The sequence below is a fragment of the Aminobacterium sp. EBM-42 genome, assembly GCF_001896635.1.
Taxonomy (GTDB): domain Bacteria; phylum Synergistota; class Synergistia; order Synergistales; family Aminobacteriaceae; genus Aminobacterium; species Aminobacterium colombiense.
This window is the reverse complement of sequence record NZ_MPPC01000027.1, coordinates 119651-130164: the sequence shown is the minus strand read 5'-3', so window position 1 is coordinate 130164 and position 10514 is coordinate 119651. Positions and strand designations below refer to the sequence as shown.

Below are 10514 nucleotides of genomic sequence, written 5' to 3'. Positions count from 1 at the left end.
TTGACCTTATTGTACCTATCGCCATGGAAGCGGGACTTCGTTTCGCAGTCCGTGAAGGTGGTCACACAGTGGGTGCTGGCGTTGTCACCGAGATTCTTGCATAACCCCAAAAAAGGGGGTTGTTGAATTTTGGCTAAAAAGATACGTATTCGTCTGAAGGCCTTTGATCATAGGGTATTGGACAGTTCGGCCTCTCAGATTGCTGAGACAGCAGAGCGGAGTGGGGCTAAGGTTTCTGGTCCTATTCCCTTGCCGACTGAAATCAATAAATATACAATCTTGAAATCCCCGCACAAAGACAAAGATGCGAGGGAGCAGTTTGAAATGAGAACTCATAAGCGCCTTATAGACATCGTCAATCCGACACAAAAGACAATGGATGCGCTTATGCAGCTGAACCTTCCTTCTGGGGTGGACATCCAGATCAAACTGTAGGAAGCTCTGAGCTGAAAGGAGTGGAAGTGGATGAGCATTGGAATACTGGGGCGTAAATTAGGGATGACTCAGATATATAACGAGGCTGGACAAGCTGTGCCTGTAACTGTTATACAAGCGGGTCCTTGCCCTGTGGTCTCTCTGAAGACTCCCGAAAAGAATGGCTATTCGGCCGTACAGCTTGGTTTCGGCGAAATAAAGCCCCACAAGCTCACGAAGCCCGTAAAAGGGCAATTTGACAAGGCCAGCGTAGAGCCTCAGCGTTACTTAAGGGAATTTCGCTTAGACAACGTGAAGGGCTATGAAGTAGGCCAGGCTATCACTGTTTCTCTTTTTGAGGAAGGCGAGAAAATCAATGTGGTAGGTATGAGTAAGGGGAAGGGTTTTGCCGGTGTTATGAAACGGTTTAACTTTGGTGGTACTTTTGCGACCCATGGAGTTTCTAAGACTCACCGTCACGGTGGTTCGAGTGGAGCCAGCAGCTATCCCGGAAAGATTTTTAAAGGGAAAGCTATGCCTGGCAGGATGGGCGGCGAGCGTGTCACTGTTAAGAACCTTACTGTAGTGGCAGTCGATACGGATAACAATCTCCTGCTTGTAAAAGGGGCCGTTCCCGGTGCTAAAAATGACATCGTTACGGTCTTTAAGCAGGATTAGGTCGGGAACAGAAGGAGGGCAGAACGATTATGCCTACCGTAAAGCTTGTTAGTTTTCAGGGTGAACAGGTAAGTGACCTCCAGCTTTCCGACTCTGTGTTTGCTGCGCCGATCCACGTACCGGCCATGCACCAGGTTGTTGTAGCTCAGCTGGCGAATCTTCGCCAGGGAACCCATAGCTGCAAAGGAAGAGGAGAGGTAAGAGGCGGTGGAAGAAAGCCTTGGCGCCAGAAACATACTGGTCGTGCTCGTCACGGCAGTACGAGATCACCGATCTGGGTTGGTGGAGGAGTAGCTCACGGGCCTAGCCCTCGAGACTATAGCCAGAAGGTTAATAAAAAGGTTCGCCGTCTTGCGTTGAGAAGTGCCCTGTCTCTTAAAGTCAGAGACAATCTTTTGACCGTGGTTGATCACATTGATCTTGATACTCCATCTACAAAAGAGATGCTTGGTTTTATCGACAAGATGGGTGTAAAGAAGCCATTGATCGTTCTTCACGAGCCTAATGACGCAGTTTCAAAGTCTGTGAGAAACATTCCAGACGCAAGGGCCATCAATGTGGGCAATATCAATGTATATGATCTTTTGAACTATCAGAACCTAATTTTGACGCAGGAAGCAGTAGCCCGGATCGAGGAGGTGTACTCCATATGAAACTCCTTGCTCATGACATCATAATAAGACCAATTATTACTGAGAAGAGCAGCCGGATGATGGAGCATAATAAATATACTTTTGAAGTACATCAGGGTGCCAACAAGATCCAGGTGAGAGAGGCTATAGAAGAAATCTTTAAGGTTAAAGTTACGAACGTACATGTTATGAAGGTAAACGCTAAGCCCAAAAGAATGGGAGTATTTCTTGGAAAAACTCGTTCTTGGAAGAAAGCGATCGTAAGCCTTGCAGAAGGCGAACGTATCGAGTTCTTTGAGGGCGCGAGCATTTAGTGGGGGGGAGACGAGAAGAATGTCTATAAAAGAGTTCAAACCCTATACGCCAGGCCGCCGCGCCATGTCAAGCCAATCTTTTGATGAAGTTACAAAAAGCGAGCCTGAGCGCGCCCTGACTACAGCATTAAAAAAAGCTGGCGGACGGAACAACCTCGGTCGTATAACCATGCGCCATCGTGGCGGTGGAATGAAGCGACTCTATCGAATTATCGACTTCAAGCGCGACAAGATTGGAGTTCCGGGAAAAGTTGCGGCCATTGAATATGACCCTAACCGCTCTGCCCGTATTGCGCTTATTCACTATTTAGATGGTGAGAAACGCTATATACTGGCGCCTGCTGACCTTAGTGTTGGAGATATGGTTGTCGCAGGGCCAGAGTCTGACATTAAACCAGGCAACGCATTGAAACTTAAAGATATGCCGGTTGGTACAGTTGTTCATAATATTGAGCTAGAGCCAGGTTGCGGTGGAAAGGCCGTACGATCTGCCGGAACTTCAGCGCAGCTTATGGCGAAAGAGGGCAAGTATGCCTATATTAGAATGCCGAGCGGAGAACTTCGTCTTGTGTTGAATGAATGTATGGCAACAGTAGGACAGGTTGGCAATGTGGAACATGAGAATATCTCTCTCGGTAAAGCGGGCAAAACTCGCCTGTTAGGCAGAAGGCCTAAAGTTCGCGGTGTAGTTATGAACCCAGTTGATCACCCCCTCGGCGGTGGAGAAGGACGGAGTAAATCTCACAAGCATCCTGTTTCTCCGTGGGGAACACTGGCAAAAGGTTATCGTACCCGGAAGAACAAGCCTTCTGATAGGCTCATTGTTCGCCGCCGGTATGCGAAGTAGCGTTAGGAGGGACTGATATGGCTCGTTCAACAAAGAAAGGGCCCTATGTTGACCTTAAACTTCTTCGCAGGATAGAGGAAATGAACGTTTCAGGGAATAAGAAGGTATTGAAAACTTGGTCTCGACGTTCAACGATCGTTCCGGCGATGATTGGTCACACTATAGCGGTACATAATGGTAGAATTCATGTTCCCATTTATGTAAGTGAGAACATGGTAGGACATAAGCTTGGAGAGTTTGCTCCCACTCGCAAGTCAGCGCGACATGCGGGTCAGGAACGCTCTTCGAGGATAAGGTAAGGGGGAGTGTCGGTTATGGAAGCAAGAGCCCTTGCCAAACAGGTGCGGATTTCACCTTATAAAGTGAGACGCATTCTTCCTCTTATTAGAGGTAAAAAGGTAGACGAGGCGATGATGATCCTCAAGTACAGCCCTCAGAAGGCTGCAGGGATTGTCAGCAAGGTTCTGCAGAGTGCAGTAGCTAACGCCGAGCACAATTACGGCATGGATACTGACAAGCTGCGGGTGGTTAAAGCTACGGCAGATCAGGGACCAAGAATGAAACGTTTCCGCCCCGTATCAATGGGGAGGGCCCATCCCTATCAGCACCGTACCAGCCACGTAACGATCATCGTTGCGGAACGTTAAGGAGGGGGAACTCGTGGGACAGAAAGTTCACCCAGTAGGTTATAGATTAGGTGTAGTAACAGAGTGGGAATCCAAGTGGTATGCCAATGGCAAGGATTATGCCAAGAAACTTCATGAGGATCTCAAGCTTAGAAAATGGATCATGGATAGATGGGCTCATGCCGGTATATCCAGGGTTGACATTGAGCGCGTTGGTAATGTTATTCGCTTTTCAATTTGGACCTCCCGGCCTGGTGTAGTAATCGGTCGAGGCGGATCTGAGATACAGGTAGTAAAAGACGAGCTTCAGAAGCAGACCGGATCGAAGATAATGATAAATGTTCAGGAAATAAAGAATCCCGACTTGGTGGCTCAGCTTGTTTCAGAGAGCGTTAGCTCGGCGCTGGAGCGTAGAGTCAGCTTTAGAAGGGCAATGAAGCAGGCCATTTTCCGTGCCATGAAAGCTGGGGCAAAAGGTATTAAGGTTCAGTGTGCTGGTCGGCTTGGCGGTGCGGAGATTGCTCGGACAGAATGGTACAACGAAGGGCAGCTTCCCCTTTCCACCATTCGAGCTGATATTGATTATGGTTTCTATGAAGCCAAGACCATGTACGGCATAATTGGTGTGAAGGTCTGGATTTTCAGAGACAAAGAAAATGAAAGACCTGCGCAGCCAAGACCATCCAGGAAGAGGGGGTAATCCGAAATGCTTATGCCAAAACGAGTTAAATACCGGAAACCCTTTCGAAGACCTCTTCGTGGAATGGCCAAGGGCGGGGCAACTGTAGCCTTTGGAGACTATGGACTTCAGGCACAGGATTGCGCTTGGATCACAGCTCGCCAGATAGAGGCTACTCGAGTTGCAATTTCGAGAAAGATGAAAAAAGGTGGAAAAATCTGGATTCGCATTTTTCCAGATCATCCTTTTACCAAAAAACCTCTTGAAACCCGTATGGGTAAAGGAAAGGGAACTCCTGAGTTCTGGGTAGCCCCTGTCAAACGCGGGCGGATTCTCTTTGAAGTGGCGGGGGTGTCGCGGGAAGTCGTGGAAGAAGCATTCAGAACGGCATCTCATAAGCTCCCTGTCAAAGTCAAAATTGTTGCCCGCGAAGGTCTGGGTGGTGAATAGATATGGATGCGAAGAGTTTGCGAGATTTAACCCTAGAAGAGCTTCAAGAGAAACATCGTCAGTACAAAGAAGAGCTATTCAATCTTCGTTTTCAGAATGCAATAGGGCAGCTTCAGAATACTAGCCGGATTCAGGCTGTTAAGAAAACCATTGCTAGAGTACTGACGGTAGTGCGAGAGAAACAGCAGGCAGAAAGCGCTGCTGGAAGGAGGTAACGACTGATGGAGGCACGTACTCCCCATCGTAAAAGACGGGTCGGCACCGTTGTCAGCGAAAAGATGGACAAGACTATTGTTGTCCGTGTAATTCGCCATGACATTCATCCTCTTTATGGGAAAAGAATAGTCAAGGCTACAAAATATATGGCTCATGACCCAGAAAACACATGCCGTATTGGGGATTTAGTGAGTATCGCTGAAACTCGACCTGTGAGTCGCAGAAAGTGCTGGATTCTTGAGAAGGTAATTCAAAGAGCTCCAGTATTTGATAGAGCCGCTGACGAATTGGCCGAGGAGGAATAGGTCATGATTCAGCTTAGAACAGTTCTTAATGTAGCAGATAACTCTGGTGCGAAAAGCCTGATGTGTATTCAGGTTCTAGGCGGAAGCGGACGGCGCTATGGAACCATCGGAGACGTTATTGTTGCTTCCGTCAAAGAAGCTATCCCAAATAGCAATATCGCCAAGGGTTCTGTTGTGAAAGCTGTCATTGTCCGTACTAAGAAGGAGTTGCGCCGTTCTGACGGTTCTTATGTCCGTTTTGACGATAACGCAGCTGTAATAATTGACAACAATGGAGATCCTAAAGGGACGCGTATCTTTGGCCCTGTTGGAAGAGAGCTCCGAGCCAAGAAGTATATGAGAATACTGTCTCTGGCTCCTGAAGTTGTCTAAGGGGGCAGTGCCATAATGAGCAAGATAAGAGTGAAAAAAGGAGACTTTGTAAAAGTCATTTCCGGCAAAGACAAGGGAAAGGAAGGGAAGGTCCTTCGTAATATTCCTAAAGAAGGGAAAGTTGTTGTAGAAGGAGTTAATATGGTTACTCGCCATGTAAAACCTTCTCAAAAGAATCCCCAGGCTGGAATTGTGAAACAGGAAGCTCCTCTTTACGCCGCAAAGGTTATGCTTGTTTGCCCAGCCTGTGGAAAAGCTACGCGTGTTGGCCGTGCCTACTTGGAAAGCGGGCAGAAGGTAAGAGTTTGTAAAGAATGCGGCGAAATTGTGGATAAGGTATAAGGAGGCACGACGATGAATCCTCGTTTTATTGATAAATATAAGAACGAAGTGGTGCCTCATTTGAAGGAGGAGTTTAGTTACTCCAATGTGATGGAGGTTCCACGTATAGTCAAAGTTGTAGTCAATGTAGGTGTTGGCGAAGCTAAGACCGACACGAAGTATATGGACTCCGCAATAGCTGAACTTCGTGCAATAACTGGCCAGCAGCCCCTTATGAAAAGGGCGAAGAAGTCCATTGCTGGATTTAAACTTCGACAGGGTATGCCAGTAGGATGTAAGGTAACACTCCGGGGAGCCCGGATGTGGGAGTTTTTAGATCGCCTTATCTCATTGGCATTGCCGACCATTAAGGACTTTCAGGGTGTTTCTCGTAAAGGTTTTGATGGACGAGGCAATTACAACCTCGGGTTGAGGGAACAGCTTATCTTCCCGGAAGTTGACTACGACGATGTTATTCGAACTCGCGGAATGAATGTGTCTATCGTAACAACCGCGAAAACGGATGAAGAGGCGTTTGCCCTGCTGAAAGAGCTCGGCATGCCTTTCAGCAGCCGTTAAAGATAAGGGGGAAAGAGAAATGGCTCGTAAAGCAATGGAATACAAAGCTAAACAGCCCCCAAAGTTTAAGGTGCGGAAGTATAACAGATGCCCGCTTTGCGGACGTGTTCACTCTTATATGCGTGCGTTCGATATGTGCCGCTGCTGCTTCCGCAAACTGGCACGGGAGGGGAAGATCCCCGGTGTCGTTAAGTCTAGCTGGTAGGCGAGAGTGAACATAAGGGGGTCACAGGAATGTACGTAACCGATCCAATAGCTGATATGCTGACAAGGATACGGAACGCCAACGTGGTTTACCACGAAAGCGTAGATGTCCCTCACAGCAATGTAAAGCTTAGCATTGCTAAAATTCTTAAAGAAGAGGGATATATCCGAAATTATAAGGTAATCAACGATCCTAAAAAGCCTTACGCTGTAGTGCGTGTTTTCTTGAACTACGGTCCCAATAAGGAGCGGGTTATTCAGGGACTTCGCAGAATCAGCAAACCGGGGCGAAGGATCTATGTTGGCAAAGATAATCTCCCGAAAGTCATGGGTGGACTTGGAATAGCAGTTATTTCCACTTCCCAGGGCTTAAAGACCGACACTGAGGCTTCTCAGCTAGGTCTTGGCGGCGAGGTTGTTTGCTACGTTTGGTAAGCGAGGGAGGGAGATTTTATGTCACGCATAGGACGTAAACCAATTCCCCTCGCCAAGGGAGCTACGGTCACAATAAAAGACGACAAGGTTATTGTGAAGGGGCCAAAAGGCGAGCTGTGTTCGGATCTTGTGCCAGGTATCACTGTTTCTGTTGAAGATAGTGGTATCGTAGTTGAACGAGAAAATGACGAGAAACAGACGAGGGCCTTTCATGGAATGGTGCGAGCCCTTATTGCCAATATGGTAACAGGTGTTACCGAGGGCTTTGTAAAAAACCTTGAAATCGTTGGAGTTGGTTACCGTGCTCAAATGCAGGGGAGCAAGCTAATTCTTAATGTCGGGTATTCAAACCCTATCGAATATGAGCCACCGAAAGGTGTAGAAATTGCGACTGAAAGTCCGATAAAGATTTCAGTTAAGGGTATCGATCGACAGCTTGTAGGTCAGGTAGCGGCGATCATTCGTGAGTTCAGAAGCCCAGAGCCCTATAAAGGGAAAGGTATCCGCTATGCTGGTGAATATATTATCCGTAAGGCCGGCAAAGCCAGTGCCAAGTAACCTGAGGTGACGTTGATGAAAACGAAAAGCAGAAATGATATGCGTATCATCCGGCACCGGAGACTCAGGAAAAATGTTTCCGGAACACCGGAGCGTCCAAGAATGGCCGTTTATCACAGTCTAAGCCATATTTACGTTCAGATTGTTGATGATATGGCAGGGCATACCCTTGTCTCGGCTTCTACTCTCGACAAAAGCCTCAGGGACACCCTTTCGGCAGGAACCTGCAATATCGGAGCGGCTGTAGCCGTAGGCAAGCTTGTTGCGGAACGCGCCCTTGAAAAAGGGATTTCGACAGTGGTATTTGACCGTGGGGGACATATGTACCACGGAAAGGTCAAAGCCCTTGCAGATGCGGCCCGTGAAGCAGGCCTGAAGTTTTAAAAGGGAGGACCGAGGATGACCATGAAACGTGTTGACGCTAAAGGCTTAGAGCTCAGCGAACGCGTAGTTGCCATCAACAGAGTAAGCAAGGTCGTAAAGGGCGGAAAACGCTTTAAATTCAGTGTACTTGTTGTTGTAGGTGACGGCGAACAGTATGTTGGCGTTGGGATGGGCAAAGCGAAGGAAATTTCTGAAGCCGTTAGGAAAGGCATAGATAAAGCGACAAAAAATCTTCAGGAATTAAAAAAAGTTGGAACAACGATCCCTCATCCGATTGATGGGCACTTTGGTGCGGCTCATGTTCTTTTAAAGCCGGCTGCTCCCGGTACGGGAGTTATCGCAGGCGGAGTTGTCCGGGCAATTATGGAGCTCGGCGGCGTGAAAGATGTGCTGACCAAAGTTATTGGGAGAACTGCCAATCCTGTCAATATTGCGTGGGCAACGCTTGAAGCTTTGCGCGAGATGAGGACGCCCGACGAAATTATGCGTCTGAGAGGGCTAGAAACCGCTCAGATAGAGGCAGAATAAGGAGGGGTCGGTTCTATGGCTAAACTTCGCATAACATGGGTTAGAAGTGCGATTGGACAGCAGGCTCGTCACAAGAAGACTATTAAAGCTCTCGGACTCAGAAAACTGCACCAGACAGTAGAGTACGAGGATGTCCCCCAAATTCGCGGTATGATTAACCAAGTCCACCACCTTGTAGAGTGGACTGTTGTTGAAGACTAGGAGGGGCACACCATGAATTTACATGATCTTCGACCTGCAAGTGGTTCACGGCGTAAAGCAAAGCGCTTGGGACAGGGGCATGGCAGCGGCACTGGCAAAACAGCTGGAAAAGGAAATAAAGGCCAGAAGTCAAGAGCCGGAGGCGGAGTACGCCCTGGTTTCGAAGGCGGTCAGATGCCCATTACACGTCGAGTTCCTAAGCGTGGATTTAATAATGCACGGTTTGCTAAAAACTATCAGATAATCAATCTTGAGGAGATAGCTGATCGTTTTGAAAATGGCTCAGTTGTGGGAGTTGAGGAGTTCTACAAGGCGGGTCTTATTCAAAACTTGACGACTCCTGTAAAAATTCTCGCGAGAGGAGAAATTTCCCAGGGCCTGACGATTAAAGCCCAGGCCTTCAGTGCCCAAGCAGCTGAAAAAATTGTAGCTGCGGGGGGGAAGGCTGAGGTGATATAAGTGCTTGATTCTTTCAGGGATGCCTTTAAGCTGCCAGATCTAAAAAGACGGATACTATTTACGCTTGGAGTTCTTTTTATTTTCCGTCTCGGCGCCCATATTCCCACGCCGGGTATTGATACTGCTGCAATGGCGCGATTATTTGAGCAGGGCGCTGGTGTGCTCGGGTTCCTTGATATATTTGCAGGTGGTGCGCTGAGGCGATTTGGCATTTTCGCCCTCGGCGTTACCCCCTACATTAACTCGAGCATCGTTTTTCAGCTTCTTGTAGTTGTTTTCCCTGCACTTGAAAAGATGCAGAAAGAAAGCGAAGATGGACGAAAGAAGATAATACAGTTTACTCGTTGGGGTACAATTCTTTTTGCCGGCATTCAGGCGGTTGGCATGACTTTTTGGCTAGGACGACTTGGTATTTTCAGTGGCGGCCTTTTTGCCGGATTGATCGTTGTTTTAACAGTAACTGCTGGTGCTGTTACTGTTATGTGGTTGGGTGAAGAAATTACGGATCATGGAATAGGCAACGGCATTTCTTTGCTTATTTTTGCAGGTATAGTTGCTCGTATTCCAGAGGCTATTCTCAGAAGCTGGCAGATGCTGCGTCTTGGCGAAATGAATATTCTTGTACTCATCCTTGCTATAGGACTCATGTTTGTTGTTATTGCAGGATGTATTTTGCTTCAGGAAGGTCAGCGACGACTGCCAGTGCAGTATGCAAAGCGTGTTGTCGGGAACAAGGTCTACGGGGGGCAGAGCACCTTTATTCCTTTAAAGGTGAATCAGGCTGGCGTTATGCCAATAATTTTCGCATCGTCAGTTCTTCTTTTCCCTTATTCCATTGCCCGTTTCTTTACTGGCAATATTGCGACAATGGTACAAAAAATGTTTGAACCGGGCAGTGTCGTATACATAGTTCTTTACATTTCGCTTATAATTTTCTTTGCATACTTTTACACGGCAGTAGTTTTTAATCCTGCTGACATCGCCAATAATATGAAGAAGTACGGCGGATTCATTTTGGGGATACGTCCTGGACGTCCTACGTCGGAATTTATTGAGAAGGTTATGTCAAGAATTACGCTGGGCGGAGCAGTATTTCTCGCCATTATCGCTCTTCTTCCCACATTAATGACAAATCTCATGGGGATTACGAGCTTTTACTTTGGAGGGACTGCTGTTCTTATCGTTGTAGGTGTAGCATTAGACACCGTACATCAGATCGAAGGTCAGCTTCTGATGCGGCACTATGAAGGTATTTTGAAACGCCGTGATTCCAAAGGCGGAGGCTTCCTCCGATTCTAAGGAGGGGGAAGAG

23 protein-coding genes are annotated in these 10514 nt (G+C 47.5%); all 23 read left to right on the top strand.

The features are described 5' to 3' along the window. Positions 1 to 104: EF-Tu C-terminal domain-related protein (locus tag BUC50_RS09325; protein ID WP_273311842.1), on the top strand; the 104-nt coding region annotated here is incomplete at its 5' end. A gap of 25 nt (positions 105 to 129) precedes the next feature. Next, positions 130 to 435, top strand: coding sequence for a 30S ribosomal protein S10 (gene rpsJ / locus BUC50_RS09320; protein ID WP_013048027.1), 306 nt, complete (start codon positions 130 to 132; stop codon positions 433 to 435). 30 nt (positions 436 to 465) lie between these two features. Next, the gene (gene rplC, locus BUC50_RS09315) at positions 466 to 1092 is read left to right on the top strand and encodes a 50S ribosomal protein L3 (protein ID WP_013048028.1); all 627 of its coding nucleotides are present in this window, start codon (positions 466 to 468) and stop codon (positions 1090 to 1092) included. Positions 1093 to 1121: 29 nt separating this feature from the next. Then, on the top strand, positions 1122 to 1745 hold the full coding sequence (rplD, locus tag BUC50_RS09310) for a 50S ribosomal protein L4 (RefSeq protein WP_013048029.1): 624 nt from the start codon (positions 1122 to 1124) through the stop codon (positions 1743 to 1745). Next, positions 1742 to 2038 carry a 50S ribosomal protein L23 gene (gene rplW / locus BUC50_RS09305; protein ID WP_013048030.1) on the top strand — a complete coding sequence of 99 codons (297 nt, stop codon included), beginning with the start codon at positions 1742 to 1744 and terminating at the stop codon, positions 2036 to 2038. Before rplD ends, rplW begins: the two co-directional genes overlap by 4 nt. 19 nt (positions 2039 to 2057) lie before the next feature. Beyond that, positions 2058 to 2885, top strand: coding sequence for a 50S ribosomal protein L2 (rplB, locus tag BUC50_RS09300; RefSeq protein ID WP_013048031.1), 828 nt, complete (start codon positions 2058 to 2060; stop codon positions 2883 to 2885). A gap of 17 nt (positions 2886 to 2902) precedes the next feature. Continuing rightward, on the top strand, positions 2903 to 3184 hold the full coding sequence (rpsS, locus tag BUC50_RS09295; RefSeq protein ID WP_013048032.1) for a 30S ribosomal protein S19: 282 nt from the start codon (positions 2903 to 2905) through the stop codon (positions 3182 to 3184). A gap of 15 nt (positions 3185 to 3199) precedes the next feature. Continuing rightward, on the top strand, positions 3200 to 3532 hold the full coding sequence (gene rplV / locus BUC50_RS09290; RefSeq protein ID WP_013048033.1) for a 50S ribosomal protein L22: 333 nt from the start codon (positions 3200 to 3202) through the stop codon (positions 3530 to 3532). A 13-nt stretch (positions 3533 to 3545) separates the two neighbouring features. Beyond that, complete coding sequence (gene rpsC / locus BUC50_RS09285; protein WP_013048034.1) at positions 3546 to 4211, top strand: 30S ribosomal protein S3; 666 nt, start codon at positions 3546 to 3548, stop codon at positions 4209 to 4211. 6 nt (positions 4212 to 4217) lie between these two features. After that, on the top strand, positions 4218 to 4640 hold the full coding sequence (rplP, locus tag BUC50_RS09280) for a 50S ribosomal protein L16 (RefSeq protein ID WP_013048035.1): 423 nt from the start codon (positions 4218 to 4220) through the stop codon (positions 4638 to 4640). A gap of 2 nt (positions 4641 to 4642) precedes the next feature. After that, the gene (gene rpmC / locus BUC50_RS09275) at positions 4643 to 4855 is read left to right on the top strand and encodes a 50S ribosomal protein L29 (protein ID WP_213700902.1); all 213 of its coding nucleotides are present in this window, start codon (positions 4643 to 4645) and stop codon (positions 4853 to 4855) included. A 6-nt stretch (positions 4856 to 4861) separates the two neighbouring features. Further along, positions 4862 to 5161 (top strand): 30S ribosomal protein S17, encoded by a 300-nt coding sequence (gene rpsQ, locus BUC50_RS09270; RefSeq protein WP_013048037.1) that lies wholly within the window; start codon positions 4862 to 4864, stop codon positions 5159 to 5161. A 3-nt stretch (positions 5162 to 5164) separates the two neighbouring features. After that, entirely contained in the window at positions 5165 to 5533 is a 369-nt protein-coding gene (gene rplN, locus BUC50_RS09265) for a 50S ribosomal protein L14 (RefSeq protein WP_013048038.1), read from the top strand. A 15-nt stretch (positions 5534 to 5548) separates the two neighbouring features. Next, a complete protein-coding gene (gene rplX / locus BUC50_RS09260) occupies positions 5549 to 5875 on the top strand; it encodes a 50S ribosomal protein L24 (protein ID WP_013048039.1) in 327 nt (108 codons plus the stop codon). 12 nt (positions 5876 to 5887) lie between these two features. Next, complete coding sequence (rplE, locus tag BUC50_RS09255; protein ID WP_013048040.1) at positions 5888 to 6433, top strand: 50S ribosomal protein L5; 546 nt, start codon at positions 5888 to 5890, stop codon at positions 6431 to 6433. Positions 6434 to 6452: 19 nt separating this feature from the next. Continuing rightward, complete coding sequence (locus tag BUC50_RS09250; protein ID WP_013048041.1) at positions 6453 to 6638, top strand: type Z 30S ribosomal protein S14; 186 nt, start codon at positions 6453 to 6455, stop codon at positions 6636 to 6638. 29 nt (positions 6639 to 6667) lie between these two features. Next, a complete protein-coding gene (gene rpsH / locus BUC50_RS09245; protein WP_013048042.1) occupies positions 6668 to 7072 on the top strand; it encodes a 30S ribosomal protein S8 in 405 nt (134 codons plus the stop codon). 18 nt (positions 7073 to 7090) lie between these two features. Continuing rightward, positions 7091 to 7630, top strand: a complete 540-nt coding sequence (rplF, locus tag BUC50_RS09240) for a 50S ribosomal protein L6 (protein WP_013048043.1) — start codon at positions 7091 to 7093, stop codon at positions 7628 to 7630. A 39-nt stretch (positions 7631 to 7669) separates the two neighbouring features. Beyond that, a complete protein-coding gene (gene rplR, locus BUC50_RS09235) occupies positions 7670 to 8014 on the top strand; it encodes a 50S ribosomal protein L18 (RefSeq protein WP_448807493.1) in 345 nt (114 codons plus the stop codon). A 15-nt stretch (positions 8015 to 8029) separates the two neighbouring features. Beyond that, complete coding sequence (gene rpsE / locus BUC50_RS09230; RefSeq protein WP_013048045.1) at positions 8030 to 8542, top strand: 30S ribosomal protein S5; 513 nt, start codon at positions 8030 to 8032, stop codon at positions 8540 to 8542. Between the two features lie 15 nt (positions 8543 to 8557). Next, positions 8558 to 8743, top strand: coding sequence for a 50S ribosomal protein L30 (rpmD, locus tag BUC50_RS09225; protein ID WP_013048046.1), 186 nt, complete (start codon positions 8558 to 8560; stop codon positions 8741 to 8743). 12 nt (positions 8744 to 8755) lie between these two features. Beyond that, on the top strand, positions 8756 to 9202 hold the full coding sequence (rplO, locus tag BUC50_RS09220; protein ID WP_013048047.1) for a 50S ribosomal protein L15: 447 nt from the start codon (positions 8756 to 8758) through the stop codon (positions 9200 to 9202). Further along, positions 9203 to 10501: a preprotein translocase subunit SecY gene (gene secY / locus BUC50_RS09215; RefSeq protein ID WP_013048048.1), complete on the top strand. Its 1299-nt coding sequence runs from the start codon at positions 9203 to 9205 to the stop codon at positions 10499 to 10501. The last annotated feature ends 13 nt before the right edge of the window (positions 10502 to 10514 follow it).

Coding starts and splice junctions, on each gene's coding strand:
- rplC (WP_013048028.1), top strand. CDS start 466: ATGAGCATTGGAATACTGGGGCGTAAATTAGGGATGACTCAGATATAT.
- rplD (WP_013048029.1), top strand. CDS start 1,122: ATGCCTACCGTAAAGCTTGTTAGTTTTCAGGGTGAACAGGTAAGTGAC.
- rplW (WP_013048030.1), top strand. CDS start 1,742: ATGAAACTCCTTGCTCATGACATCATAATAAGACCAATTATTACTGAG.
- rplB (WP_013048031.1), top strand. CDS start 2,058: ATGTCTATAAAAGAGTTCAAACCCTATACGCCAGGCCGCCGCGCCATG.
- rpsS (WP_013048032.1), top strand. CDS start 2,903: ATGGCTCGTTCAACAAAGAAAGGGCCCTATGTTGACCTTAAACTTCTT.
- rplV (WP_013048033.1), top strand. CDS start 3,200: ATGGAAGCAAGAGCCCTTGCCAAACAGGTGCGGATTTCACCTTATAAA.
- rplP (WP_013048035.1), top strand. CDS start 4,218: ATGCTTATGCCAAAACGAGTTAAATACCGGAAACCCTTTCGAAGACCT.
- rpmC (WP_213700902.1), top strand. CDS start 4,643: ATGGATGCGAAGAGTTTGCGAGATTTAACCCTAGAAGAGCTTCAAGAG.
- rpsQ (WP_013048037.1), top strand. CDS start 4,862: ATGGAGGCACGTACTCCCCATCGTAAAAGACGGGTCGGCACCGTTGTC.
- rplN (WP_013048038.1), top strand. CDS start 5,165: ATGATTCAGCTTAGAACAGTTCTTAATGTAGCAGATAACTCTGGTGCG.
- rplX (WP_013048039.1), top strand. CDS start 5,549: ATGAGCAAGATAAGAGTGAAAAAAGGAGACTTTGTAAAAGTCATTTCC.
- rplE (WP_013048040.1), top strand. CDS start 5,888: ATGAATCCTCGTTTTATTGATAAATATAAGAACGAAGTGGTGCCTCAT.
- BUC50_RS09250 (WP_013048041.1), top strand. CDS start 6,453: ATGGCTCGTAAAGCAATGGAATACAAAGCTAAACAGCCCCCAAAGTTT.
- rpsH (WP_013048042.1), top strand. CDS start 6,668: ATGTACGTAACCGATCCAATAGCTGATATGCTGACAAGGATACGGAAC.
- rplF (WP_013048043.1), top strand. CDS start 7,091: ATGTCACGCATAGGACGTAAACCAATTCCCCTCGCCAAGGGAGCTACG.
- rplR (WP_448807493.1), top strand. CDS start 7,670: ATGCGTATCATCCGGCACCGGAGACTCAGGAAAAATGTTTCCGGAACA.
- rpsE (WP_013048045.1), top strand. CDS start 8,030: ATGACCATGAAACGTGTTGACGCTAAAGGCTTAGAGCTCAGCGAACGC.
- rpmD (WP_013048046.1), top strand. CDS start 8,558: ATGGCTAAACTTCGCATAACATGGGTTAGAAGTGCGATTGGACAGCAG.
- rplO (WP_013048047.1), top strand. CDS start 8,756: ATGAATTTACATGATCTTCGACCTGCAAGTGGTTCACGGCGTAAAGCA.